Raw genomic sequence first — 26,723 nt, 5'->3', positions numbered from 1 at the left:
TTAACTATATGAGCAGACCGATGAATTATTCGGAAAGTCTCGCTTCCAGCGCTGCTTTCTCTTCTTCAAAGCCTGGTTTGCCCAGCAAAGCGAACATATTTTTCTTGTAAGCTTCCACGCCTGGTTGGTCAAATGGATTGACTCCCAGCAGGTAACCACTAATGCCGCATGCTTTTTCAAAGAAGTATACCAGATATCCGAAAGAATATGGAGACATATCTGGAATGTTCACAATCAAGTTTGGTACTTGACCATCTGTGTGTGCAAGCAGTGTTCCTTGGAACGCTTTTTTGTTAACAAAGTCCATCGTTTTACCTTCAAGGAAATTCAGACCATCCAGATCATCCGGATCTGCTTGGATCGAAATATGCTCCGATACTTCAGCAACCTGAATCACAGTTTCGAAGATGTTCCGGCTACCCTCTTGAATGAATTGACCCATGGAGTGCAAGTCAGTCGAGAAATCAACGGATGCAGGATAAATCCCTTTGTAGTCTTTACCTTCACTCTCTCCGTAAAGCTGTTTCCACCATTCGGATACAAAGTGCAGGGATGGCTCGTAGTTGACGAGGATTTCTGTTCCTTTACCTTTGCGATACAGTGCGTTACGAACAGCTGCATATTGATACGCTTCATTCTCAGCTACGTTCGGGTTGCTGTATTCTTTGGAAGCGTCAGCCGCACCTTGCATCATTTCTTCGATGCTGATGCCAGCTGCTGCGATTGGCAGCAAACCTACAGCCGTCAGAACGGAGTAACGTCCACCTACATCATCCGGGATAATGAAGGATTCATAGCCTTCTTCATTCGCCAGTTTTTTCAGTGCGCCGCGCTCTTTATCTGTTGTAGCATAGATACGTTTGCGAGCTTCTTCTTTACCATATTTTTTCTCCAGTGCTGCACGGAAGATACGGAAAGCAATCGCTGGCTCCGTTGTTGTACCGGATTTGGAGATAACGTTAACGGAGAAGTCTTTACCTTCAACCAGATCCAGCAAATGAGTTACATACGTGGAGCTGATGTTGTTTCCTGCAAAGTAGATTTCAGGCGTTTTGCGTTTGTCTTTAGGCAGATTGTTGTAGAAAGAGTGCGTAAGCATCTCAATCGCTGCACGTGCACCAAGGTATGATCCACCAATACCGATGACGATCAGTACTTCAGAATCGCTTTGGATTTTAGCAGCCGCTTTTTGAATACGGGAGAACTCTTCTTTATCATAAGCGGTAGGCAGGTCAATCCAGCCCAGATAATCCGATCCGGTTCCCGTTCCGTTGTGGAGCTGCTCGTGAGCCAAACGAATCGGTTCAGCGAAATAGTCCACTTCATGCTGATTGACGAATTGCAGGGCAGTGCTGTAGTCAAACTTCACTTTTTTTGCCATGATCTATAAAACCTCCTGATATCGGTAGCGTATTTTTTTCCGTTTTCCATTCTAAAACAACTTAGCCTAAGGATACTTCAAATCCACAGGGCTGACAAGCTTGCAGCCCGAACTTTGTCGTTAGAGTTTAAGAAGCAAAAAGGGTTAACCGAATCCGCGAGTTGCGGTTCTGGTTAACCTTCTTGTATTATTCCGCCGGGTACGAACAGCAGTAGTCGGTAACGCTGCGTATCTCCAGTTTAAATTTGGATTCGGCAGGCACGTGGAACGTAGCTTGACCTTGAATCTCTTGCCAATCTTCTTCTCCGGGAAGTAATACTCTCAGATCGCCGGACAGAATTTCCATAATCTCACGGGAATCTGTACCGAACTCATAACTGCCTGGAAGCATAATACCCAGAGTCACCTTGCTGCCATCCCCCAAAATAACTGTTCTGCTAGTTACCTGACCCTCATAATAAATGTTGGCCTCTTTCACTACACTGACTTGATCAAACTGTGACATGCGTACCCGCTCCCCCTGAAGTTAATCAAAACAAAAGGCAAAACAGATCAGGGCGGTTGCCCGCCCATTATCTGCCGGAAATCACTTGCTGCTAGGCAGGACAGAAATTAAACTGTACCTCCTGCAGCATTTTTCAAGCTATTACAGCAATGCTTTTACGCGACTAACCACGTTTTCCACAGTGAAGCCATACTCTTGGATAACACGGTCTCCAGGCGCGGATGCACCAAATGTGCTGATTCCGAGAATGTCGCCGTGATCGCCGACATATTTTTCCCAACCCATTGGGTGAGCCATTTCAATCGCCAGACGAGCTTTAACATTCGGAAGCAGGACGGATTCTTTGTATGCTTTGTCCTGTTTCTCGAACAGATCCCAGCTCGGCATGCTGATTACGCGAACTTGGATGCCTTGTTCAGCAAGTGCTGCTTGGGCTTTGACAGCCAGTTGCACTTCGGAACCTGTAGCGATAATTTGGGCAACGGCTTTGCCTTCTTTTGCATCAGAGACAACATACGCACCACGTTTCACGTTTTCACGGGAACCTTCAACGGTACCTTCCAGAATAGGCAGGTTTTGACGAGTGAGTACGAGTGCAACCGGATTGCTCTTGTTCTCAAGCGCATAAGCCCATGCTGCAGAAGTTTCATTACCGTCAGCCGGACGAATAACTGTCAGGTTAGGAATGATACGCAGGGATGCCAATTGCTCGATTGGTTCGTGAGTAGGACCGTCTTCACCAACAGCGATACTGTCGTGAGTCAGAACGTACGTTACAGGCAGACCCATCAGGGAAGCCAGACGGACAGCTGGACGCAGGTAGTCTGTAAATACGAAGAATGTACCTCCGAATACTTTCACACCACTGTGCAGTGCCATACCATTCATTGCTCCAGCCATACCGAATTCACGGATACCGAAGTAGATGTTACGGCCGGAATAATCTTCAGGCGAGAAGTTCTCGAGATTGTTCAAGTGAGTCATTGTGGAGCTTTCCAGGTCAGCAGATCCACCTGTCAGTTGTGGCACGTTATGAGCCAAACCGTTCAGTGCATTACCGGATGCTACACGAGTGGATACAGCTTTATCTGTTGCTGCATATTTAGGCAGATCGCGATCCCAACCTTCTGGAAGGTCGCCATTGATTGCCGTTTCGAATTGAGCTGCCAGCTCAGGGAATGCTTTCTTGTACTCAGCAAATTTCTCGTCCCATGCTTTGTTTGCAGAGATACCACGATCTTTCACTTGTGCAAAGTGTTCGCGAACTTCAGTTGGAACGTGGAAATCTTCCTCGTAAACCCATTTGTAAAAATCTTTTGTCAATTTGGCTTCGTCTGCACCCAGTGGAGATCCGTGAGTACCGCCGTGGCCGCCTTTACCTTGTTTGTTCGGGCTACCGTAACCAATTACTGTTTTAACTTCAATCAGTGTAGGACGAAGCGTGTCTGCTTGACCTTCCTCAATTGCTTTTTGGATCGCAGGCAGATCGTTACCATCTTCAACGCGCAGCACTTGCCAGCCATAAGCTTCAAAACGCTTCGCGATGCTTTCAGAAGAAGACAGGTTCAATTTACCATCCAAAGTGATGTCATTGGAGTCGAACAACATGATCAATTTGCCCAGGTGCAAACGTCCAGCCAGGGAAGCTGATTCATGGGATACGCCTTCCATCAAGTCACCGTCACCACAGATTGCGTAAGTGTGGTGGTCAATTACGTTGAATTTGTCTTTATTATATGTTGCGCCCAGTTGAGCTTCAGCCATAGCCATACCTACAGCCATTGCAATACCTTGGCCCAGTGGTCCAGTTGTTGCGTCAACGCCTGCAGTATGTCCGAATTCCGGGTGACCCGGCGTTTTGCTTCCCCATTGGCGGAACTGTTTCAATTGTTCCATAGGCAGGTCATACCCGCTCAGGTGAAGCAAGCTGTACAGCAACATGGAGCCATGTCCTGCGGACAGAACAAAACGGTCCCGGTTAACCCAAGTTGGGTGGTCCGGGTTATGTGTCATCGTTTTTGCAAAAAGTTGGTACCCCATTGGTGCGGAGCCCATAGGCATTCCCGGGTGTCCGGAATTTGCCTTCTCGATTGCATCAATCGCCAGTGTACGTACGGTAGTGATCGACAGGTTGTCGATAGTGTTGTTCTCTTCCTTTTGAATCGCTTCGTTCTTGTCAGTCATGGTTTGTCCTCCTCATGTCTTTAGATAAGTCGGGTTGCGCAAGCGAATCCCTCTCATCATACAAGCAAACCGAATTTCACAATAAGTGAATCCGCTTGAGTGTTTCATTTTGACTTATTCACTTTTGTATTGTATCACTTGGCGTGAAGGTTTTCCATAACCTTCTTTTAGAAGATCGGGAAAATTCGGCTGTTTATGACGAGGGATTTGTTTCCAGTTGCGCAAAAAGAGTGTCATACTGAGCATTTCAGCATATCTTCTAGCTCAGCCAGCATCGCAAATCCATCGGATGAAGTATAACCTTTAAGCGGAAAACCATACTCTTTTTAGATATCGAAGTTGATTTTGCATATAATGGTCCTTGATCATGATTGGAAAAATCGGACTTTTGTGCACATCAGGCTGTACTTCATATGGAAAGGAGGATTCGCATATGCCGGAACATTTGGCTAAGTCACCAAAGTCGCTAAAGCACATATTACCCTGGAATGCCGGGGTTTTAACAGGTCTTACATCCTGACTTATGCTAGGGTTCTTTTTAAAGGCTATTCAGACTTACACTGGTGTAAAAGTCTATACCTTGCTGCTGAACATTGATTTTGTTCCATGGCTTCCGCCCACATTACCTGAGTTCATTGAATTTGGGCTGCATCTTATCGTTTCCATAATCATTGGCATCTTCTACATATGGTGGATTCAGCATTCAGGTCATCCGATATCTAAAGGCGTCCTGATCGGCGCTCTCTCTTCCCTTCTGTATATCCCACTCTCCCAGCTGTCGAGTCGTGTGACTGATCTATATGATATAAAAGCAATACTTTACTGGCTGACAGGGCATCTGTTATTTGGCGTGGTTGTTGGTTGGTGCGGTCATGTATGGAAGAACAACCAAAAAGGCGATCCCCCATTCAGACATGAATAGGGAACCGCCTTATCTTTTTTTCGGAATAGAACTGAACTGTATCTTCCGAATCAACCTTGCGCAGTATTAAAGCATTAGCTTAAAACACAACGGTTTTATTTTCATGAACCAGTACACGGTCTTCAACATGCCATTTGACCGCACGGGCAAGAACTACACGCTCAATGGTACGTCCAATGCGTTTCAACTCGGTTACATCATCCCCGTGGCTTACACGCTGAACGTCCTGCTCAATAATCGGTCCGCCATCCAGCTCTTCGGTAACATAGTGAGCCGTCGCACCGATGATTTTGACACCCCGGTTGTACGCTTGGGCATATGGTTTACCACCGACAAAGGCAGGCAGAAACGAATGATGAATGTTAATAATGCGGTTGCGGTAATGCTCAATGAACATTGGGGAAATGATCTGCATGTAACGCGCAAGAATAATCACGTCGATATCATTACCAATGACGTCCAACTGACGTTGTTCCGCTTCCTTCTTCGTATCTGCTGTAACCGGAATATGGTGATAAGGAATGCCAAATGATTCTACGTAGTCCTTCATATCCAGATGATTGCTCACGACAAGCGCGATGTCTGCATCCAGATCGCCAGCCTGCCATTGCCACAACAGCTCAACCAGACAGTGATCCTCCTTGGATACAAAGATGGCAAGTTTCTTCTTGCGGCTAACCGCAGAAAGACTCCAATCCATTTTGAAACGGTTTGCTACTTCTTCGAAATCAGCTTCCAGCTTAGGCAGGTTCACCGATAATTGTGGAAGATCGAACTCGATCCGCATAAAAAACATGCCTCCAGCCGGGTCCATTGTGTATTGGTCCGACTGTACAATGTTTGCACCATGCTGGTGCAAGAAATGGGATACTGCGGCAACAATTCCCGGACCATCCGGACAGGAAATGAGCATCCGCGCCCGATCGGCGCGGTTTTTAACATCAGGACGTACTTGTTTAGCGTGAATCTCCATCGGGTTATTTTTCCTCCTTCAACTAGGCCGTGACAAAAATTTCTTTGCCTGCAAGCCAGGCGATCAAACGATGATTCAGTTGTTCTTCATTCAAGTGCGGGAACAATGCGGCTTCAGCCACGAGGTCATACAGACGTTCCAACGGCTCACGTGGATCGGCTTTCTTCGCTTTGGCATCATTTTTGAGCAGCGTCCAGATATCCAGAACATATGAACGAGACTCAATCTCTTTTCCTTTGAAGAAATGATGCAGTTGTTCCACTTCTGTTAGGAATTCGGGACCAAATCGACCAGCAACATCCCCGCGAAGCAATGCAATCTCTGCTTCATACATAGGACGCTGAGTTTTGGCCTCTTTGCCGATCCAAGGCGTTTCCAAAATAAACGGACGGCCCTTAAGAGCTTCGTGATGCACGATGCGGTTAATTGCCTCAAAACCAATCCAGCCAGAGCCAATCGGTGTATGACGGTCTTTGTGCGCACCCACAGGGTTCTTACTATCATTAATATGCATTACGGCAATGCGGTCAAGCCCTACCATACGATCAAATTGTTCAAGAACACCGTCCAGGTCGTTCACGATATCATAACCCGCATCGTGAATGTGACATGTATCCATACATACGGTAAGGCGTTCATTGTGTGTAACCTTCTCCATGATCTGAGCAATCTCTTCAAAGCTGCGGCCCATCTCAGTTCCTTTGCCAGCCATCGTTTCCAGAGCGATATTAACATCCGTCTCTTTCACACCATCTAGCACTTCATTCAAGCCTTCAGCAATACGTCCGATGCCGTAGTGAGCATCCTTGTCCGTAAATGCGCCGGGATGCAGCACGATATTTTTGACACCAATCGCATGTGTACGACGAATCTCTTCCTGAAGGAAACTGACGGCCAGCTCATACGTGTTTTCTTTGTATGATCCGAGGTTAATAATGTATGGCGCATGGACAACGATATCTTCCATTCCGCCCTCTTGCATCGCAAGCTTGCCTTCCTCAATAAACATGGACTCAATAGGCTTGCGGCGGGTATTTTGCGGTGCACCCGTATATATCATAAACGAACTAGAACCGTACGAGGACGCTTCCTTCGTTGCACTCAATAATCCCTTGTCCGAAAAGGACACATGGGAGCCGATTTTAAGCATCATTAATCCCCCTTTTTCTGAATTATCCCTTATTCTAACGCGATTATCGAAATAAATCTAGAAATGCGCTATAATTCGGGATATAGGCTATTTTTTACAGCTGTAATTTGGAACATGGGGGGCGGAATCCGTCTTTCCGTGAAAATCAATAAACCGAGGTGACTCCGCAATGATTTTCGGCTCCTACGCTTTGACGTTGACAAGTAGTTCCCCCAGCAATTGGTTTATGAACACGATTGCATTCTGGACAGTTCTTTTGCTTGGAAGTATGTGTGTTGGCGGATTTTTTATGATGCGCAAGTTTTTGAAAGTGCTTCCGAAGGCAGACGGGAAGTCGAAACTCGATTGGCAGAATCACTGGGTTGAAACCAGCCGTCATTTATGGACAGATGAAGCAAAAGCTTTCCTCGATCAACTTGTAGAACCCGTTCCCGGACCATTTCGAGATATCGCCAAACATTCCATTGCAGCAGAGATCGGCAAAATTGCGTTCGAAAATAATGCGCCTGAAGTATCCAGAGATCATTGCATTAAAGGATACATTATAGCCACACCGAAGCGGGATAATAAGTTTCTGGTGAAATTTCTGGAGAAGAACCAAATTGACTATTCGCCATATAAACATTTGATGAATAAATAGAAAATTGAATTCAGCCGAACATGTATTTGGCTTACATATGTGCAAACATGCTCCGTCAGGTAAGTCATTCCCAGCAAGGCAGTGCTTACCGTCGGGGCTGTTTGTCGATTCGATAATACATGTCAGTACAGTCAACATAACAAGGGGGTCGCCAAGATGAAGATTGCGATTTGCGGAGGTACCGGTTTTGTCGGAGGAGCAATCGTTGATTACTGGCTTCAGGCAGGCCATCATGTGAAAGTTATTACACGCAAACTGCCGAATTTACATAATCCCAGCCAAAACCTTACTTATATCTCATGGGAACAGGTAGAGGAACAGCCTCATTTGCTGGAGGGAATGGATGCCTTGGTGAATCTCGCCGGAGAAACGTTGAATCAACGTTGGACAACCAAAGCGAAACTGGAGATTGTTGAATCAAGAGTGACTACTGTAGCACGCGTAGCCAAATTGATAGATTCACTGGAACACAAACCGGAGGTGGTCGTACAGGCATCTGCCATGGCAATCTATGGCACCTCTCCTACAGAAACATTTGATGAGAACAGTCCTCAAAAATCGGTGAATTTCCCATCCCGCGTTTCTCAACAATGGGAAGTTGCTGCTGATTCCATCAAACATGTGAGACTCGTGAAAATCCGCGTTAGCCTCGTGCTTGGTCATAAAAAAGGTGCTTTTCCATTAATGAAACTGCCTTATATGCTTGGTGTTGGGGGCAGGGTGGGAAGTGGCAAACAGTGGACCAGTTGGATTCATATTATGGATATTGTGCGTTTGATTGATTTCACGATCCAAAATAAAGAAATCTCCGGTCCAGTGAACGCCTCTTCGCCCACCCCAGTTACCAACGATGAATTCGGACGTACGGTAGGCAAAGTGTATCATCGTCCGCACTGGTTCCCCGTACCCGGAATTCTGATCAAAACACTGGTCGGTGAACTCTCTGTCGTGCTGCTTCAGGGACAGCGGGTTATCCCGCAAAAAGCGTTGGATCACGGATTTCAGTTCACCTTCCCTACATTAATCGATGCATTGGAAGATCTAAAACACCGGGGTCTATCCGACTGATCGATACGTGTAAACAGACTCAGCCAACGCAAAGGTATCTCCATCTTCCAGTGGATATTCTTTGTATGGAGCAAGAACATCGCCTTTGAGAATGGTTCCATTCACAGAACCCAAATCCTTAATGACATAGCCCGATTTGTTCCGGCTCAATTCCACATGAGCACGGGACACACCGGTTGCTGAATCTACCCACTGGACCATGTCCGCAGATCGGCCAATAACAAACGATGCTCCACGGATATCCATCCGTTCATTTTTGTCCCCTGTTGCTGATCTGCGTTCAAGATAAAAGGAAGGTACCACTGGACCTGCGCCTGTAATGCTTCCGCCAGTAACACTCTGCAAATTTACAGTTGCATCAGCCGCCGCATGATGACGGACGAGTTCCGATGTTGCAGCCACGGCTTCGACATTATGCTGAACGAAAGGTTCATCAGATACTTCGGATGGTATATGTAGATTTTGAAAGCGAGAATTTCCTGCTACAGATGACCTGGATTCAAAAGAATTTCCCCGTTCTGATTGAGCACTTTGCATATCACCAGAGCTATGTTGACTCGTGTAACCTTGTGCATACGCGGTACCTTCTGGCGACATTTCAGATGCATTCCAACGCCAGCTCTCCTGAAACATCTCTTCTTCGCTTTCTTTTTGCTTATCTTTGCCTCTTCCCAATCCAAAAAAAGCAGATCTCTTATTGGTAGAGCCCTCTTGTAATTCGCCATCTGTATATTCTTCATTCGGCATCTTTTTGCGTAGCAAATTGGATTTCGAATGTTCGAATTTTCCTTTGGTCACCCATGCCCAACCCGCGATCCCAAGCAACCCAGCACTTAATGCTGCAGATAGAATCATTTGTGTCTGCCCTGGTTGTTCCATATAGATGAATCTCCATACCAGCGCCATGGCAATCATACAGCCCAGAATGATATAGGTCGTTTTGGAAGATTCCTGCTTCTCGTCCTTTTCCATATCATCGTCCTGTATTGAATCAAACGTTTGGCGCTCTGACGGATTCGTCTTAACACCTTTCGATTGCAATGAGGACTCTATCGGTGGACGTCTGCCGGAAAATCCTGAAAAGGGTTTGTTAAACGGTTTGTCTTCCTCCGAAGTAGATACCCTCGGTTGATGATTTGATTTCAACTGCTGCTCAGCTTCGCCATTTCGATCCAACTGACGATACTGATCTTGCCCACTTCTATTGGAAAATGGATCATTTCCCTGCTCTGGAACTGCAGAAAGTGGCATTCCAAATTGACTGTCAGTTGTGCCGGATGACCCACGTGAAGACATAAACGATGCCTGGCCTGAACCGCTCTGCTCATCTGCATATAATTCAAGCAAAAGTTCACGCAGTTGTCTGATATCCCATTGTTCACTGTCACATAGCTGGAGGACACGCTGAATCCCTTCGCCCTGAAGTTCCTGAACATGGGCCATTAGCCTAATAACCAGTTCGCGGAATTGCTGAGGCGTCGGATCGACCTCAACTGCATCGACAATCGGAATGTATACCAAACCAAGTTCTCCCAGTTCAAGTGAACCATTGATAAATATGTACTCTTCCTGAATCTGTAATTTACGTGAATCCAACATATATTGTCTACATTCCGTAAACGTATCTGCCAGCTGAAACAATAGACCATATAACACACGCAGCTTGATTTTTCCTGACTTCAACATCTGAGTTAACATCTTATATCCTGAAATATCATATTGTAACGTTACATTTCGATCTACCTCTCGAATATGAACGGGAAGAAGTCGGGGGATTTGATTGGAAGACAACATGCCCATCTGCACACGGCTCAGTTCGTCCATTCGCAGCCCTTCCACTTTCTCCAAAACCATAAACGATCCGCCGTTTCGAATGAAATCTCTCGTTAATCCATACATGCCAATCCTCTCTTTCCGTTGCTTAGTTAAGTCATGTAGATATAGGCGCTAATGAATCCCGGCAATACGGCCAGCATAAAAGGAAACTTCAATGTCTTTTCCTGATTAACCAGTTTGAGCGAACCGAGCATGAAGAAACCGGCAAGATTTCCTGCCATGCCACGAATCCGCTTCGCTGAATCCCTGCGGAACAAGAGAATGACTATTCCAATTGCCCCTGCGTACAAAACGGAGTAAATAATAACGTGAACGCCAAAGGCCAGCCCCGTCCAAGCCCCAATTCCTCCAAACAATTTCACATCTCCCGCACCAACTGCCCCGATTAGATACATTAGAAATAAGACACCGAACCCGATCGCGAATCCGGCTGCTGAGAACAAAAACCCCTCCCATCCTCCCCAGATGATATGGGCTAGTACTCCCGCGATAGTCACTGGTAAAGTTAAACGATTTGGAATTTTCATTGAACGAACATCTGTAATAAAAGCTACAATCACATATAGACCACAGGCCAGGTAAAACCACTCCACCTCCATCATCTCCTTCCTTATTTTCTGGAAGCCACATTAAACTCGGTCACCGTCTTGGCACCATCCGCAGTCTCTACAACAAATGTCCATGTGCCTTCCGTTGTACGTGTACCAACAAACCAGTTCCACTCAATCACACCATTTTCATCGGCAGTCGCCCATCCTATATGTTTGGCTGAACTTTCACCGGACTTGTAAAATATCGTTAAGTTCGCTGTAGCTCCAGGCTCCACTTTGACCTTAATTGTTGCATTATTGCCTATGTATGCTGGCTCCGGCTTGGATAACACGGTTACTGTTCCTGCAGAATCCGCGTCTCCCCCACTACTATTGGAGCCTTCTCCGGTATCTCCGATCCATACCCGTTCTGCCGCAGCTGCTTGAATGCGTAAAGATTTCCCTAGAAAGGGGACCTTAACAGGCAATTCATAGCTCAATTCAAGCCGAAAGTAAGGGTTCGTTTTATTTTTGAGATCAGGTATGGAAATACCGTTAACATGCACACGTTCTACATCCAGTACAGAAGTATTAATAAAAGGCTGAAGCAGCGGTTTAACAGTCGGATCAAGTACTGTCTCAAGAACGGATGTCTTGATCTCCTGTAATGGTTGTTCACCTCTGGCAGCGGCAGCACGGACCCAATCGCTTAGCGGCTCTGGTAGCGAAGAGGCATACTCTTCGGCCCATTCCGTCAGTGACAGCTCCGGTATTTTCCATCCACCCTCTGAGCCTCCACTACCTGCGGAATCAGAGGGCGTGAATACAAGGGAGACCGGATATATTTTCGTGGATAACTGCTTTACTGCTTCTCCTGCAGTGCTCTGCAACGCTGTTGATACTAACGTCATCTGTACGATGTAAATGAGGAACATGACAAAGAACAGGAATACAGGCAAAACCAGTGAGGCTTCCAAAACGATGCTGCCCTGTTCCCTTTTTGGAGAATGCACCTTCTGGATAGAACGTATCTGCTTAGTCAGAGATTTCAATCTTTCCAGTCTGTGTATTCGTGTTAGTCGATTGTGCAAAGATGCCAAAACTTTTTCCTGCTGATGCTGCTTATCCATAATCCCTCCACCGAAACGACCCGGATTATTCAATAGGAATAATCGGCCTTCCGATCAATGAAAAATCGCCCATCTTCTACCTGGTCTGCACTACCCATGACAGCACCTATACTTCTTGTGACTCCCGGTAAGAACCATAATTTGATACTACTGCGCATGTTTCCCGAAGCGTATGTCTGCTTCTCATCTGGATTCACGCCGGTATTCAATCGGATCAAAGCCAACATTCTGGACATTTTGCGTTCATTGTTGCTATGCATTAATAGGAACAAACGGAGATGGTCTCTGTATGTAAGCTTGACTTTGATATATTTGGACAATTCTACACTACCGTCTTTGGCCAGTTTCACCATATCTGCTATAGCGTTTGTAATTCCGTATAAAATTGCAGCAGATAATACAAGTAGTGGATTTCCAAGCTTGCTATTCTCAATTAATCCTTCTGCAGTTCGAATCGCCAGACGCATGCCAAAGATCTCCGCATATGCAGCGGCAATGTTCCCAGAAGGATTATGAAAACCATAGACGATGTACTCCAGTTCCTGATTTTCCAGTTTGAACACTTCACCGGCATCTCCACTACCTTCAGTCCAGCCCAACAACTGTCCAAAATCCATTGAGTTGAAATACGCCAGTGCATACTCATTCTGGAACAATTCATCGCCAAGGCTATCCAGCAAATTGGACATCCCGCCGAACAAACTGTCCATTCCGTTCATGGCGTCACCACCGGAGTCATACGGATCGCCAGCAATCTCTGCCTTTTTGGCTTCCTCACGGCTCGCTTGGTTAAAAGCGATGTTGGTGTTGTAGTACTCTTCCAGTTGCTTGAAGGCTTCCATTGAGCCGGAGCTTCCCTTTTCAATTTGTGATAATATACGTTTAACATCCTTCAGCTTCCCTTTGGATTCCTTGTCATTCGCTTTGCGCTGGGCATCAGATCCGCGACCGCTCTCCAACAGCTGTTTGCTTTGAAGAATGACATTGGAGGGTCCACTTCTCACGTAAGTGTCCATGTATCGTTCCGTGACCTGACTAGCCTGTCTAACCACTGGTTTAATGGAAACACCACTCATTACCGTAACAGTGCGAAGCTGCGTATTAAGCTCCATACTTTCATTGCTGACATTAGTAAAATCCGAATTTTGTGAGCGTACACGTGCATTTAACTGATCAAACAGTGTGTCAGCTCTTACAAGTTCCGAAGCAAGGGAGCGTGTACTCTTGGCTTCACTTCCCGATCCGGTAGACGGAGGGCTCGTCCCAGGCAGCGTTGAGTTGCCTACTTTTTCGTAACTGGCATTCTGTGAACGGTTCTCCCCCTCAGCGATTACCCGCTTCATTTCCTCATTGATCTTGCGAGCTTCTTCAATCTTGGCTTGGGCTTCCTCCAATTTTGTCTGGTGAGCCTGCAATGCTGGTTGTATGATCATGCTTATGCCTGTCGCCACATTCCCTACGCCTGTTCGATAACGAGCCAGCTCTAGAATGTACTGTTGCTGGTTGAATGGCAGTCCCTCATCCATTTGTTTTTTATTTAGATAATCCGCATAACGCGCCGCTACTTCGGCAGCTGTCTCTGGCGTCTCTCTTAACATCTCATCGTAAATAGCAGAGGAAGGCGGATTCATGATCAGTGCGGGCAAACCCTTCAGCTTATCGGCAGATTCCGTCTGATTGGCGATTGCTTCGTCCAGCAATTCCTCACGTTTGTCATACAGTTTTTGCAATTTTTTGAGCAGATCCACAGTATGAGCAGCTTCTTTCATCTCTTCCGACATCGGCTTAAAACGATTGACCACTTCCAGGGTAAAATCAACCGGCGCACGATATTTCATATCCTCCTGAATCTGGCGATTAAAAATATCGTATCTGCCCAGTTCACGCTCCATGCTTAGTGAAGTCGTATCCCATTGGATATCCAGAATTGGAAAGCCATCTTTCACAGCCGAGGGCTTCACACTATCATTCAGCACCTTGGCCATGATGGCCTCACCACTGCTGTCACCGTATCCAAATAGACCATACTCCCGCAAGGAAGTATCATAGGCTGACATCACAGATCTCATTGCCGCATGTGTCATTCGTTCTGCCTGTACTTTGAAGGCAGCAATACGTGCATAATCAATGAAAATGGAAACAAACATAAAGATTCCAGCCAAAATCAAGATTAAGAACACGGTTACGGCTCCTGATTCACCGTCTTTTTTTCTGATCAGTGCTTCCTCCTCCTTTCCTCATTTTTTGGTTTTGCCAAAATGCTGTACAACCTGTCCTGCTTCAGCGGCAGTACTGGCTGCGGCTCCGCCTTTACCTTTAAACTTAGCCGCATAATAACGGACCAGATCCACCGTTCGGATGAATTCAGTAGGCTCTACAACTGCAGATGGCCCTTGTGTTAATACACTGTTACCTGAATCAAACAAAAAAGAAGGCAGCGGTAAAGAAATCACCTGCTCCAGCTTGGTTGTAACTTTTCGTTGGATCAGCGAGTTCTGGTATTCAATTGTCCCTTTCATGCCAGAAGGCATGCCTTGTGCGGCTTGGGACAGTTTCTTTTCCGATAGACTTCCGCCTTCCCCTGCGGGTACAGACACAATAACCTCATTGTCCGCTCCCGCCCAACCAAAAAGTGCTCCAAGCAATCGATCATCGGTCAGTCTCCAGTACAGGTTGTCATGTTGACCAGCCACAACTTCACCCGTCATCGCCTGCTTGTGGCTGTTGTCCCAGCTGTAGGCGGCACGTTCAGAAGCTGCATACGCATGCTGGTTCAGAAATGTCTTCTGATACATGTACATGGAGAAAAAGAGGATCAAGACGAGAATAAACAACACAATAGGGAAGACCAGGGAGGCTTCAATGGTGAAGCTCCCTTCTTCCTTTTTGAATTTGTTATTCGAAGAACTCATTACTTTTGTCGCTAACTTGACCAAGCAACCTGGTTACCAACGTCTTAATTTGGTCTTTAAAAATCAAAGCAATAATGATAATAACGCCGATGATCAGAATGAGCTCCAGCGTACCGAGTCCGTCCTCTTCCTTCCAAAATCCAGTTACTTTGTTTTTCATCAATTCCAGCATCCCAATTCCTCCTACATATTCATCATCATAAAAGCAGGTGCTCCGATCATCACCACAATCGAAAAAAAGATCAGTACCATCGGAAACACCAGTTTGGAAGAAGCTTGTTCTCCCTTAGCCCGACTAACGGCCTTACGTTTCTCCCACAACACATGGGACAGATCCCGCAGGGCCAATACAAAGTCACCTCCCCCTCGCCGGAAATTCAGCAGCATTGTTGTTGTAAATATCGTAACTTCCTGCACACCACAGCGGCGACTGAACTGTTCAAAGGATTGTTGAAACGAGTAACCGTTGTTCCAGTCGTCCACTGTCTTTCGTAGCTCATTATAGAGGGGGTGATCCCGTTCTCTCTGACTGGCTACACAGTGAACAATGGCACGCTGTACCGTTTCTCCCGCACCAACCAGCAAGACAATTCGGTTCAATAACTCCGGCAGCTCCATGAGTATATCCTGATCTCTTCGCTGTACTTTGGTGTTAAGGTCTTTGTAAAGGGCGAAGGGCAGTGCAACACCCAGTGCCAATCCACCTACCATACCGCCAAGCCCCATGTCCCCAACGAGCGACAAAAGGCAGCCTACGAGCAACATCAGCCATGAGTAAGTCAGCATTTCAGCACAGTAGAGCATCGTTTTCTCTCCACTGTGCTGTATGCCATACATTTTCTGAATGGCATGCTGCATGCGGAACATGAGCACAGGCAACCTACGGCCCACCTCGAACTTGTCCAGTAAATACAAAAAGGGTCCATGCAGCTTCTTCAGACGTAATCCTTCCATATCCAGTTTGCGCAAATGTCGGTAGGTCTGCCCTCGGGTTCGATCCAGCACCAGCCACCCTGCTCCGAGCACCCCTCCGAAAATAACGGGAAGCAGCATCGTGTCAGCTCCTTATACTTTGATATCCATAATGCGTGTAATCCACAAATAACAGCAGGCAAGTAACGCCAATGCCCCGCTGGAGATCATATATCCCATCCCGCTGTATAACGGCTCCATAAAATCCTTTGCCGTAAAGTTCAGAAAAATTAGAAAAATAAATGGAGCGGCAAACATCACTTTGGATTCAAACTTCTTCTGTGCCACTGCTACCATGATGTCCTGCTGAATATCCAGCTTCTCACCAATGACCGCAGAGGTTCGCCTCACCACTTCGACCAGATCTCCACCCGTTCGCTTACAAGTGATGAACACATCGGCAAAGTTTGTGATATCCTCAATTTTGGCCCGATCCGAGAAGTCTTGCAGCGCCTCTTCAATGGGCTGGCCATACTCCATCCGCGTCCTCAAAATGGTGAATTCACGAATGAGATCTGTATCCGCCTCAGGATTCAGCATGCGCAGATCCTCTACTGATTCCTTAAATCCATTCTCTACCGATTTTCCCGCAGCCAGCGCGGAGGACAACGCATATAATGCCTGCTTAAAATGTAAACTGAGAGTCATTCTTCTTCGTTCCAGCAGTACTTTTGTCCAGTGTTTTGGTACCCATATACAACCCGCAGCCAATATCAATCCGGCCAACCAGTGATGATAGAACAGAATACCGACACCAAAGAACAACAAACCACTAATCAGCATGCAGACAATCCGCTGTCTCCGGGATAGCACATATACGGTGTAGTCCGTTAACGCCTGCCTGGCCTCACCCAACTTCATCACCTACCAATAAAATCATCTAATTAACGTTGTTATCCGATTTATCTAACTCATCACTATTGCGTTCTATGTACTCGTTCAACCATTCCCCTAGCCCAGCCATCTGAATTTTATCCACTTGTCTCAGCGTTCCAACTCGCACGAGTCCGCCAATAATCTTGCCTTCTTTTTCTTCGATTTCCTGGAAACGAAACAGTGGATTGAGCAGCACTTCTCCGTCATGCATGCCAATCACTTCGCTAATCTCGGTCACCCGACGTGAACGGTCGCGCAGCCGGGATAAATGTACAAAGATATCAATGGCCGAGCTGATCTGCTGCCGGACAACCGCAATGGGAAGATCCGCTCCGCTGAGCACCATGGTTTCCAATCTGCTGATCATATCGGAGATCGTGTTTGCGTGTCCGGTAGACAAGCTTCCATCATGTCCAGTGTTCATGGCCTGCAACATATCCAGCGCTTCTGCTCCCCGCACCTCACCAATGACAATTCGATTTGGACGCATCCGCAAGGATGACTTGATCAGGTCACGAATAGATATTTGCCCCTTGCCCTCGGTATTGGCATTACGCGTCTCTAGCGATACCAGATTGGGTACCGTGACAATCTGCAATTCAGCAGAGTCCTCAATCGTGATAATCCGTTCATCCGCAGGGATAAACTGAGATAATGCATTTAGGAAAGTGGTTTTCCCTGACCCCGTTCCGCCGCCAATAAAAATATTGTATTTGCTGCGTACCAACTGCTGCAGCAATTCTGCCGCTTCCTCATGCAGGGCACCTTTACCAATCAGATCGGACATCTTCATCGGTTCACTCGGGAATTTCCGAATCGTCATGGTGGGACCCTTCAACGCAATCGGAGGCAGCACGATATTGACCCGCGAGCCGTCTTTCAACCTGGCATCCACGATTGGAGAAGACTCGTTCACAATCCGGTTCACCCCGGATACAATCATCTGGATAATATCTTCCAATCGTTCCCTAGACTCGAACTCCAGCGTGATCTGTCTGACTTCACCTTCCTGCTCAACGAAAATCTCCCGGTGGCTGTTGATCATAATCTCCGTAATTTCGGGATGATCAACCAATGGTTGCAGAATATCCAGCCCTCGAAAGGAGTCAAATAACCGTTGCACAAGCGTATGACGCTCCCCGGAGGTCAGATCATCCAGTTTCGGATCAGAGAGCACTTTACGCTCAATTCCCTGCCAGAGTTCTTCGTCTCCCGCAGACGACGTTAAATCGAGGCCAGCCCTGACCTCGCGACGCATGATCTGAAACTGCTCTTCACGGTCCAGTATCATCTTGGATGAATCCATCATAGCGACCAACCATCACCCTTTTGGATTCGTCCTGTCTGCTTCAGTTCTTCTTCCCCATCCTGTACGATCATGGCGCATAGCCTCTTCACTTCACGTTGAAATATCGGTGAGCTGAGCATCACTTCCTCCTGACTCAGCTGCTTCCAGGAAGGGATATACGGCAGCACAGCATCCAGATGCAGATCAGGTCTTGGCAAGGCATTGATGACGTTGTCCCGATACTTGTTCACAATGAAACGGGCACGATCCAGTACACTTTCATGCAGATCCGGCCACGTACGCTCCATATGCTGCATCCATTGACCCCAGCGGTGCATAGAAGAGATGTCATCCTCAACCAGCCACACGAATGCATCGGCTGCATCGAAAATCCCATCACTTCGTCCATCCCAACCTGAGTCCCCATCCAGAATGAGCACATCATATTGCCCGCAGTCAGCCAAATAACGGATCAGGCTCTTCGTATCTTCACGGGACATTTGCAGCAGTTCCTTTCGATTCGATAACGGCCAGAATACATCCGACTTCAACGCTTCGTGACGAAGCACATATCCGTCAACCCCTTTGGAGGAAGACTGCACTTGTCCCTGTTTGCCTGATTCCTTCCTGCCCACCTTCAAATCGTAAAGCAGACGTGACAGTCCTGTTTCTGCGTCAGGTATACGCTGCCCACTTCTAGACAGACCTTTCTCCAGAAACGGCATCGAGCTATCTAACGTCTCCAGATTGAGATACAGAACAGCATATCCTGCAAGCCCCAGTTGCTTCGCCATATGCATCGCCACGGCAGTTTTGCCACTCCCGCCGGAAGCTGATACAACTCCAATAGAAAGCGTCTCCTGTCCTGGACGATGGGCCTTCTTACGGCGCGGCTGCCGACAAGCATTGAGAACAGTGTCCATCAGTGTAGGCAAAGGTTGATACTTCATCAGCCGTTTTTCCTCATCCACTTCTTCCAATCCTTCACTAAGCATCAGCCATGGAATACCCGAGGTTTCTCCACCGTTACCCAGCCAATTGTTCAGAAACTCCGGTTCCGCAATCACTAGATCCGGCAGTTCCCTGCCTTCCTGTTCATTCATGTGATCCCTGAACGGTTCCCATTGTGAAAAGGCGGTAAATCGTATACCAGAGCCGGAAGGACTCCCTTGTACAAAATCAAGCCAGGCGCTGATATACTCTTTGTCTTTGGAAGCCAGTACTGCCTTAAGAACAATCAATTCTTCTTCCCTCCCTGCAAAAAAAGCACAAAAAAGCACCGTCCAATAACCGCAAGAATATGCAGTGTATGGACGGTGCTTCCGTCACGTGCTATGAATGTATGGATAATATAGCATACAATTTCTGGGGGAGCAAGGGATTTATTCAAACGCAAATCACTCAAGAATGATAAGGGGCATCAAACTCAATGATGTTACGATCCGGGTCAAGTACAAAAATCTGTGCAAACCCGGCAACACTATCTGGTCTTGCCTCATACTCAATTCCCTGCTGTTCCAGCCAGGCCAAAGTCTCCTTGTAACTCTTCACCCAGATCGCAAAATGTCCATCTGTTGTATCGATCCCTGCCTCACGAAGCGTATGTCCCTGCGGGTGCTGTAACAGATGAAGCTGTTGACTACCAAGGGCATACCAGGTGCCTGTGGAGTTGAAAGACGGACGTTCAATCTCCTGCATACGAAGCAAACCGGAATAGAATTCCTTCGCAACTTCCAAATCACGTACAGCCAAACTCACATGGTGTATATGTGCATATTCAATCATTTCTTTTGACCTCCTGCCTGAAATAGCCTTCCTTCAACTTCCCATCAACTCTAAATTTAATCGCTTACACGACTATACTATAACACCTTGGACTCTGACCACAACGCATACAAAAAAAAAGAAAAACACCCCTGATTGAATTCAGCGAACCTGTTGGTTCACACACATTCATATCAGAAGTGCCTTCTCCAGAAGATCCACATCATAAGCAACTTTACCAGGTTAACTTCTCATCAGAGAGAATCACACCCGCTTATCCTTGCGCTTATTATTTAGCACTATCCAATGCTTCTTGCGGGATCTTGATCTCTTTCACGCCATTATGGTTAGAGAACGTGCTGGTCATTTTCATTTCCATGGAGATTTTCTGTCCTTCCTGCTCCATATCCATGACCATGTTAACATCCGTACTTGCAGGCAGGTAGGTTTCTTTGTTGATCATATATTTCATTTTCATGCTGGTAATATTCATTTGATCAAGCATCGCTTGAGTTTGGGCATCCGATCCGTTTTGCTCCATAACCGCTTTGGCCAGTTCCTTCACGTTATCACCGGATACGTCAGCGTTAATGACGTAGTTGTCGCCTTCTTCCGTTATTTTGGTGTCTTCGGCAATCTTTTTGAATTGCTCCAGTTCACCTTCCGGATTCATACTTGCCTGCATCTGCTCAATCAGTGGTTTCGTTTGCTCGTCAGGAATTTTGACCCACTGGTCCCCCACCTGCGAATAAATCTTATCCGAAGTGATGTACTGCTTCACATTCTGCGCTTCCTGTCCGGACATTTCCATTTTCATCTCCTGATAGATCATCATCGGATCTTTGATGATATCCATCTTCAGTGATGTTTTCACCTGTTGATCCTGGGACTGCTCACCAGCCACCAGTTTCAAATTTTGATCGATATTGGCTTCCGTAGTGAAGCTTTTCATATCTTTAGTCGCTGCATTCGTTTTCTCAATTAACTCGTCCAATGTAGGAATCTTTGTCTCCTGCTCCGCAGTTGTATTGCCCTCGTTAGACGTTTCGTTTCCAGCTGGCGGCGTTGCTGTACTGTTATCTGCATCGCTTCCGCAAGCTGTCATGCTTACTGCTAATAATGCCCCAATAATTAATGTAGTCCACTTCTTCAAGTTATTTGCCTCCCAAAATAGAATTGATCCGTACTCATTACCCAATTATTTCCGTTATTAATCAATCGGCATCGATACAATCTGTCACACTTAGCCTTTTAAAGGAATCGATCCTTGATTTCGGGTGTAGGCAGCATACACGCTTCATCTTTACCGAACCAGCGATATCGGTTGCGAGCTACCATGTTATATATGGCATTTCGAATAAATTTCGGTACAATAATCAACACGTACAATAATGGATAAGGGAATTTCAAACCTTTGGCCAGACGCAGCGCTGCGGTTGAACGTGTATAATACTTTCCATCCTCAATGAGTACAAAAGTGTCCATGCTGTCCGTGGACAGATTGCCATTCTCCAGCAATTTTTTCGCTACATCCGATTGGAGTGATGCAAAATGATACTTCCCCTCAGGGTCACGCTTGATAATCCACTTCGTTAATCCTTGGCAGAAATGACAGACTCCGTCCACAAGCACAATCGGGTGTCCCTGATGCTGATCCGTTTGGTTTGCTGTCATAATCGTGGCCTCCTCATATGTGCTATTAGCATAACTTACCCGTTTTGAGTCATCCCGGTCGCTTTCTCAACATTTTATTTAAGTGTAACGGAAAATAGAAAAAGAGCGCAGGCTCTATGCCCACGCTCGTATCTGTTTCGGCAATTACTCAGCAATTGCCTTTTCCATCCATTGGTCGTCGATCATCTGTTGATGCAGGTCACCAGCCCACTGGTCCATGCATTTGCAAATGAAATCTTTGCGACATACCGGACAAGGCGTTTTCTGTAGACGGCTGATATTGGTCAGCTTCCATTCCGGGGAATGGGAGTAGAATACACGGCATTGTGTACCGTCTACCAATTTCATTTTAAATTCATACAATCCGTCTTCCTTGTTGCCACTAGCTAATTCTAAATTTGCAATACGCGGTCTATAAGACATGGATATCACCTGTTAATTCAAATTTGGTTCATGCATTGACACTTCTTAGTACTAAATCATATTAAAGAAATTTTAGTTCGATGTCAACTCAATGCACATTTACCCGCCAAATAGAATATCAAGAATGGTGCCCACCTGACCCTGTTTTTTCCCTTTCAACACATCCGGATCGAATACTTCAACATATCCACAGGAAGAACAGGCGACGAAGAGATAATGATTATGCTGAATATCAAACATTTTGCTAAGTCCCGCTCCTGACATGGATACTTCCTTAATATTACAATCCGTACCCCTGCATTTGGTACATACAAATCGTCGTTCTATCATCTCTTCAATACTCATTGTCGTTCCCCCTTATTCGAATGTATGACTTCAAGCAAGAGTAGATTATGTAAAATAGTACGCTGTTCAACCCGCAATCTCCTGCATCGTAACTCTATTATAAAATACAAAACCCTGCCGAAGGCCAGCAGGGTCTTGTACTCGAACATTAGGTATCCAAAGATACCCTGCTCCATATGTTCCCTTCACTCCTTAGAGTCAGGTCTTAAACTACATTAAGTACCACATCAATATTGCCGCGTGTTGCTTTGGAGTAAGGACAGAAATCATGTGCCTTGCGAGCTAGATCCTCTGCTTGAGTGTGATCCACGCCAGGCATGCTCACATCCAAACGTACTGACAGTTGGAAACCATCATCCGCCGGATCTTTGCCGATGGATACATTACTTGTGACCACCACATTCTCCAATTTCACGCCCGCTTTACGTGCCACATTGGCAAGAGCACTTTCATAACATGCACCGTATCCCGCTGCAAAGAGCTGCTCAGGATTAGTTCCTTCACCACCGGAGCCTCCAAGTTCTTTTGGCATTTTCAGATCATGCTTGAGCACTCCATCCGATGAAGCCACCGAACCTGTACGTCCACCTTTGACTGTCGCTGTTGCTGTATATAAAGCTTCCATTAAGAATCTCTCCTTCACCTTTAAGTTTTTTGTTGCCTACAATTCAATTTAAACTTCTGGCTCATTTTGAAACGTTGTTGGTCCTTATTCAGCTTTTACATCTTTATCTTTTTCATGCATTGGGGATGAATACAGGTAATTTATCCAGGGTTGGGTAATATACTAAGGCACAATTCACTCTCCGGTAAATTTTGTCCTCATACACAAAAGTTGCACTAGACAAAAATAATTGAAGGAGTACAATGTAAGTATCGACATAAACGTTTAGACATATCAAAAGTAGTTTAATTACGCTTTTGATTTTGGTTTTAAAGTTCAAATTTAATCAAAGGAATGACACCGTTCCTCTTCATATAGAATATCAATACTTCAAAGTCGGGTGATTATATTATGAGTAAAAAGAATCCGTTCAATGCTCCTTCAAATGAGCCATTGGCTGCGGGCATGGCCCCATCTCTCGGGGAAGCCCACAGCTCCATGAAGGTGCCTCAGAACGCTGCTTGGTGGAAAAAGTTCCTAGCTTTTGTTGGACCAGGTTACCTCGTTGCCGTTGGATATATGGATCCCGGGAACTGGGCAACTGATATTGCGGGTGGTTCACAATTCGGTTATACGTTATTGTCCGTTATTCTGATTTCGAACCTGATGGCTGTTGTATTGCAGTCTCTCGCTGGCAAGCTCGGGATTGTCACAGGACGGGATTTGGCGCAAGCCTGCCGCGAACGGTTCAGCATGCCTGTTGTAATAGTGTTATGGATTTTGTGTGAGCTTGCGATTGCAGCCACCGACCTTGCCGAGGTTATTGGTTCAGCCATTGCGCTCAAGCTGTTGTTCAACATTCCCATGTTATACGGCGTCATTATTACCGCTGTCGATGTACTGGTCATTCTTTTACTGCAAAATAAAGGCTTTCGCGCATTGGAATCGCTCGTTATCGTGCTGATGGCTACCATTGCCCTCTGCTTCGGGATTGACCTGTTTCTCGCCAAACCTGATATGGGTGGCGTCATGCATGGTTTCGTACCGAATGTCGAGATTTTGCAAAATCCAGCTATGCTCTACATCGCCATCGGGATTATCGGTGCAACCGTTATGCCCCATAATCTGTATCTGCATTCTTCCATTGTGCAGACCCGTCAGATTGAACAAACGCCAAAAGGGAAAAAAGAAGCGATTCTGTATTCCACCATGGATTCAACCATCGCTTTAACGCTAGCTCTGTTCATCAATGCAGCCATCCTGATTGTGTCTGCTGCCGTGTTCCATAGTGCAGGTATGACCCAGGTCGCGGAAATTACAGATGCATACCATCTGCTGACACCTCTGCTGGGTACTACCATCGCCAGCATCCTGTTCGGTGTAGCCTTGCTGGCTTCCGGCCAGAACTCAACACTCACCGGCACGTTGTCCGGACAGATTGTAATGGAAGGCTTTCTGAACATTCGTATCCCAGCGTGGCTTCGTCGACTGGTTACACGTCTGATTGCAATCATTCCGGCCGTCATCGTAACAGCCATTGCCGGAGAGCACGGAACAGAGGAACTGCTGATTCTGAGCCAGGTTGTGCTGTCGCTACAGCTACCCTTTGCCGTCATTCCACTGGTGATGTTTACGAGTGACAAAAAAAGCATGGGGGCCTTTGCCAACAAGCTGTGGCTCAAAGTCATCTCCTGGATCATTGCTGGAGTTATCGTTGTCCTGAATGTGTATCTGATTATCCAGACCATTCTGTTGTTTTAGGTTAAATGGAATTACGCGGTATTTTGTCTAACTCAAAAAGGCTGATCAACTCAAGTAACGTATACCTTGAGACGATCAGCCTTTTATATGTTTGAGCAGCAGCCTAATCCATACCGATTAGATCTTAAATACTGCTTGCTCTTATTTAGTTGTCTGAATTTTGAGTTACCATTAACAATGGAAGAAGTTCCTCCAGTGATTCAACAGTCCAGTCTGGACGCTCTGCATCCGCAAGCTCCGGCTGGAACCTGCCATAACCCTGCAAAATCCGGATCGTATGCATGCCCAGCTTCTTAGCCGGAATAATATCATTATCAATCCTGTCGCCGATCATGACCGCTTCCTCAGGTTTACATCCCGCCTGTTTCAACGCTACAGCATACAATTCAGGATCAGGCTTGGACACTCCTTCTTCAGCCGAACAGGCTAGCACATCTACATACTTGCGCAAGCCGTAGCTATCCAGCCGATTTTCCGTCCCCGGACTCTGATTGGCAATGATACCAATCTTATAGTGTTGCGACAACGTCTTGAGAACAGCGTCGGCTGACGCGAAGGGGCGCTCAAGCTCTTTGCGGAACTTCAGCTTCTCCTGTATCTGTTCCCGGTGCCCCTCATCGCTGATAAGGGTACGAATAGCCAATTTCATCGGCCATTGCTCGTAATTTCGGTAGGAGGCGGCAAATATATCTCGCACCGTCTGCATCTCCACCTGATAACCAAGCGCACAAGCTTCACGAACGAACTGACCGATAATATCATCTACCGGCTCCCATTCGTCCACGAGCGTATCCCCCACATCAAAGAACAACCATTGTATTCCACGTACATCCGGCACGCCTATTCCTCCTCGTTAGCCACAGGAAATCCATATCCCTATTTCCCAAACCATAAAAAAGAAGACCCACCAACATGCATGAGTCTCCTCAAGTTTCCGTTTATTTATGATTTCAATTATAACAGGCAGCTGACACTGGATCAATCACAGGAATAGTACTAGCGACTAGCCATTAAGCAGAAACCCAACTTCCCCATTCAAGGAATATACAATACGGTCTGCTCCCATTCCCCGATAGATCCCTTTGGGGTGGCTTTGTTCCGTAATGACACACAGGGACTTGGATGTCCAAGAGCGGCAGATCTGCAAATATCGACAGGTCAGGTTTAGGCTATTTTCAAAAATAAAAACATTGCCGACACTGTCTTGTGGCAAAAACCATTTCTGAGCTGCAGCCGTGTTCATGCGAATGACATGCTCCACACCGATTCTCCGGAGCCTGCGCTCTTCCCCTGCACTGTTGGTCAGAACGGCAAACGGCATTTTTTTGTACATCAGCAATTTGATAAATTTACGTCCTGCTTCATTTGGAGCAGTCACTAAGATCATCTCTTTATCCATCATTCGTTCCTCCCTTGGCGTGAAAAGACAACAAAAAAGAAGCGTGGGGGACCAAGGCCTCCCGGACGCTTCTTCAATAATCCATAGCAAAAAGACACTATGAACCAGCGTACGGCTTGTTGCCTCTCCCTTTAACGCTTACGAGGTTAGCTGACGGATTCGGGCGCGAGAGTCGCCCTATTTCCGGCTGTCACCGGAAAATTCACCCCATGGATGCCTACTGTCCTGGACAGTTCATCCTGTTGGTTCCCCCGTTTCCCACCCATGAATGAATGGAAACTCAGCGATTAAAACATCGTTCCTTTAGTATCATTAATCAGAGCGATATTATCGTTTGTTTCGTTTTTCATGTAAAATTTAATTAGAATTGGAATTACGATATGAAT

Annotated in this window: 27 protein-coding genes and 1 riboswitch; of the genes, 4 read left to right on the top strand and 23 right to left on the bottom strand. The window is 46.3% G+C overall.

What is annotated here, in order from left to right:
• Window positions 1-25: 25 nt before the first annotated feature.
• The 3 genes from ACDJ58_RS05765 to tkt all read right to left on the bottom strand — a co-directional run bounded on the left by ACDJ58_RS05765 (window position 26) and on the right by tkt (window position 4,070).
• Window positions 26-1,381: a glucose-6-phosphate isomerase gene (locus ACDJ58_RS05765; protein ID WP_063564402.1), complete on the bottom strand. Its 1,356-nt coding sequence runs from the start codon at window positions 1,379-1,381 to the stop codon at window positions 26-28.
• 187 nt (window positions 1,382-1,568) lie between these two features.
• Window positions 1,569-1,886, bottom strand: a complete 318-nt coding sequence (locus ACDJ58_RS05760; protein ID WP_053781719.1) for a pyrimidine/purine nucleoside phosphorylase — start codon at window positions 1,884-1,886, stop codon at window positions 1,569-1,571.
• Between the two features lie 141 nt (window positions 1,887-2,027).
• Complete coding sequence (gene tkt / locus ACDJ58_RS05755; RefSeq protein ID WP_413376227.1) at window positions 2,028-4,070, bottom strand: transketolase; 2,043 nt, start codon at window positions 4,068-4,070, stop codon at window positions 2,028-2,030.
• A 523-nt stretch (window positions 4,071-4,593) separates the two neighbouring features.
• Between tkt and ACDJ58_RS05750 the strand changes: the two genes are divergently transcribed.
• Window positions 4,594-4,992 carry a hypothetical protein gene (locus ACDJ58_RS05750; protein WP_413376225.1) on the top strand — a complete coding sequence of 133 codons (399 nt, stop codon included), beginning with the start codon at window positions 4,594-4,596 and terminating at the stop codon, window positions 4,990-4,992.
• Window positions 4,993-5,071: 79 nt separating this feature from the next.
• Here the strand turns inward: ACDJ58_RS05750 and purU are convergent, their stop codons facing one another.
• Together purU and ACDJ58_RS05740 are read right to left on the bottom strand one after the other, a co-directional pair.
• The gene (gene purU / locus ACDJ58_RS05745) at window positions 5,072-5,965 is read right to left on the bottom strand and encodes a formyltetrahydrofolate deformylase (RefSeq protein WP_072734276.1); all 894 of its coding nucleotides are present in this window, start codon (window positions 5,963-5,965) and stop codon (window positions 5,072-5,074) included.
• A gap of 22 nt (window positions 5,966-5,987) precedes the next feature.
• Window positions 5,988-7,115: a deoxyribonuclease IV gene (locus ACDJ58_RS05740; RefSeq protein WP_413379498.1), complete on the bottom strand. Its 1,128-nt coding sequence runs from the start codon at window positions 7,113-7,115 to the stop codon at window positions 5,988-5,990.
• Window positions 7,116-7,284: 169 nt separating this feature from the next.
• Here ACDJ58_RS05740 and ACDJ58_RS05735 point away from each other — a divergent pair, with 169 nt between their 5' ends.
• Both ACDJ58_RS05735 and ACDJ58_RS05730 read left to right on the top strand, forming a co-directional pair.
• Complete coding sequence (locus tag ACDJ58_RS05735; RefSeq protein ID WP_285075126.1) at window positions 7,285-7,755, top strand: DUF2621 domain-containing protein; 471 nt, start codon at window positions 7,285-7,287, stop codon at window positions 7,753-7,755.
• Window positions 7,756-7,911: 156 nt separating this feature from the next.
• Entirely contained in the window at window positions 7,912-8,823 is a 912-nt protein-coding gene (locus tag ACDJ58_RS05730) for a TIGR01777 family oxidoreductase (protein WP_413376222.1), read from the top strand.
• On the opposite strand, the gene ACDJ58_RS05725 is transcribed toward ACDJ58_RS05730, so the two are convergent.
• The 16 genes from ACDJ58_RS05725 to ACDJ58_RS05650 form a co-directional block, all read right to left on the bottom strand.
• Window positions 8,812-10,722, bottom strand: a complete 1,911-nt coding sequence (locus tag ACDJ58_RS05725; protein WP_413376220.1) for a DUF6382 domain-containing protein — start codon at window positions 10,720-10,722, stop codon at window positions 8,812-8,814. The two genes, ACDJ58_RS05730 and ACDJ58_RS05725, sit on opposite strands and share 12 nt — an antisense overlap.
• 26 nt (window positions 10,723-10,748) lie before the next feature.
• Window positions 10,749-11,258, bottom strand: a complete 510-nt coding sequence (locus ACDJ58_RS05720; protein ID WP_413379495.1) for a prepilin peptidase — start codon at window positions 11,256-11,258, stop codon at window positions 10,749-10,751.
• Between the two features lie 11 nt (window positions 11,259-11,269).
• Window positions 11,270-12,319, bottom strand: a complete 1,050-nt coding sequence (locus tag ACDJ58_RS05715; protein ID WP_413376218.1) for a pilus assembly protein — start codon at window positions 12,317-12,319, stop codon at window positions 11,270-11,272.
• Window positions 12,320-12,348: 29 nt separating this feature from the next.
• Complete coding sequence (locus tag ACDJ58_RS05710) at window positions 12,349-14,499, bottom strand: hypothetical protein (protein ID WP_413376216.1); 2,151 nt, start codon at window positions 14,497-14,499, stop codon at window positions 12,349-12,351.
• 57 nt (window positions 14,500-14,556) lie between these two features.
• Window positions 14,557-15,231, bottom strand: coding sequence for a TadE family protein (locus ACDJ58_RS05705; protein WP_413376214.1), 675 nt, complete (start codon window positions 15,229-15,231; stop codon window positions 14,557-14,559).
• Window positions 15,215-15,403, bottom strand: coding sequence for a Flp1 family type IVb pilin (locus ACDJ58_RS05700; protein WP_413376212.1), 189 nt, complete (start codon window positions 15,401-15,403; stop codon window positions 15,215-15,217). Before ACDJ58_RS05700 ends, ACDJ58_RS05705 begins: the two co-directional genes overlap by 17 nt.
• Window positions 15,404-15,414: 11 nt before the next feature.
• The gene (locus tag ACDJ58_RS05695; protein WP_413376210.1) at window positions 15,415-16,284 is read right to left on the bottom strand and encodes a type II secretion system F family protein; all 870 of its coding nucleotides are present in this window, start codon (window positions 16,282-16,284) and stop codon (window positions 15,415-15,417) included.
• 12 nt (window positions 16,285-16,296) lie between these two features.
• Window positions 16,297-17,064, bottom strand: a complete 768-nt coding sequence (locus ACDJ58_RS05690; RefSeq protein ID WP_413379493.1) for a type II secretion system F family protein — start codon at window positions 17,062-17,064, stop codon at window positions 16,297-16,299.
• Between the two features lie 19 nt (window positions 17,065-17,083).
• Complete coding sequence (locus ACDJ58_RS05685; RefSeq protein WP_413379491.1) at window positions 17,084-18,385, bottom strand: CpaF family protein; 1,302 nt, start codon at window positions 18,383-18,385, stop codon at window positions 17,084-17,086.
• Window positions 18,385-19,608, bottom strand: a complete 1,224-nt coding sequence (locus ACDJ58_RS05680) for a ParA family protein (protein ID WP_413376208.1) — start codon at window positions 19,606-19,608, stop codon at window positions 18,385-18,387. Before ACDJ58_RS05680 ends, ACDJ58_RS05685 begins: the two co-directional genes overlap by 1 nt.
• 160 nt (window positions 19,609-19,768) lie before the next feature.
• Window positions 19,769-20,152: a VOC family protein gene (locus ACDJ58_RS05675; protein ID WP_413376206.1), complete on the bottom strand. Its 384-nt coding sequence runs from the start codon at window positions 20,150-20,152 to the stop codon at window positions 19,769-19,771.
• 268 nt (window positions 20,153-20,420) lie between these two features.
• On the bottom strand, window positions 20,421-21,284 hold the full coding sequence (locus tag ACDJ58_RS05670; protein ID WP_413027408.1) for a DUF6612 family protein: 864 nt from the start codon (window positions 21,282-21,284) through the stop codon (window positions 20,421-20,423).
• Between the two features lie 98 nt (window positions 21,285-21,382).
• On the bottom strand, window positions 21,383-21,805 hold the full coding sequence (locus tag ACDJ58_RS05665; protein ID WP_413027409.1) for a thiol-disulfide oxidoreductase DCC family protein: 423 nt from the start codon (window positions 21,803-21,805) through the stop codon (window positions 21,383-21,385).
• Between the two features lie 144 nt (window positions 21,806-21,949).
• Window positions 21,950-22,228 (bottom strand): hypothetical protein, encoded by a 279-nt coding sequence (locus ACDJ58_RS05660; RefSeq protein ID WP_024629327.1) that lies wholly within the window; start codon window positions 22,226-22,228, stop codon window positions 21,950-21,952.
• A 99-nt stretch (window positions 22,229-22,327) separates the two neighbouring features.
• Complete coding sequence (locus ACDJ58_RS05655) at window positions 22,328-22,573, bottom strand: zinc ribbon domain-containing protein (protein ID WP_024629326.1); 246 nt, start codon at window positions 22,571-22,573, stop codon at window positions 22,328-22,330.
• A gap of 205 nt (window positions 22,574-22,778) precedes the next feature.
• Window positions 22,779-23,198 carry an organic hydroperoxide resistance protein gene (locus ACDJ58_RS05650; RefSeq protein ID WP_163756508.1) on the bottom strand — a complete coding sequence of 140 codons (420 nt, stop codon included), beginning with the start codon at window positions 23,196-23,198 and terminating at the stop codon, window positions 22,779-22,781.
• A 444-nt stretch (window positions 23,199-23,642) separates the two neighbouring features.
• On the opposite strand from ACDJ58_RS05650, the gene ACDJ58_RS05645 reads away from it, so the two are divergent.
• Window positions 23,643-24,938 (top strand): Nramp family divalent metal transporter, encoded by a 1,296-nt coding sequence (locus tag ACDJ58_RS05645; RefSeq protein ID WP_413379489.1) that lies wholly within the window; start codon window positions 23,643-23,645, stop codon window positions 24,936-24,938.
• Window positions 24,939-25,083: 145 nt separating this feature from the next.
• On the opposite strand, the gene ACDJ58_RS05640 is transcribed toward ACDJ58_RS05645, so the two are convergent.
• Together ACDJ58_RS05640 and ACDJ58_RS05635 are read right to left on the bottom strand one after the other, a co-directional pair.
• Window positions 25,084-25,776, bottom strand: a complete 693-nt coding sequence (locus tag ACDJ58_RS05640; RefSeq protein ID WP_413376203.1) for an HAD family hydrolase — start codon at window positions 25,774-25,776, stop codon at window positions 25,084-25,086.
• A gap of 165 nt (window positions 25,777-25,941) precedes the next feature.
• Window positions 25,942-26,340 carry a hypothetical protein gene (locus ACDJ58_RS05635; RefSeq protein ID WP_413376201.1) on the bottom strand — a complete coding sequence of 133 codons (399 nt, stop codon included), beginning with the start codon at window positions 26,338-26,340 and terminating at the stop codon, window positions 25,942-25,944.
• A gap of 117 nt (window positions 26,341-26,457) precedes the next feature.
• Window positions 26,458-26,633, bottom strand: a riboswitch (cyclic di-AMP (ydaO/yuaA leader).
• Between the last annotated feature and the right edge of the window lie 90 nt (window positions 26,634-26,723).

This window comes from Paenibacillus taichungensis (assembly GCF_047302525.1).
GTDB classification, from domain to species: Bacteria; Bacillota; Bacilli; order Paenibacillales; family Paenibacillaceae; genus Paenibacillus; species Paenibacillus taichungensis_B.
The sequence above is the reverse complement of the archived record's forward strand: the minus strand, read 5'-3'. Positions and strand labels throughout refer to the sequence as shown.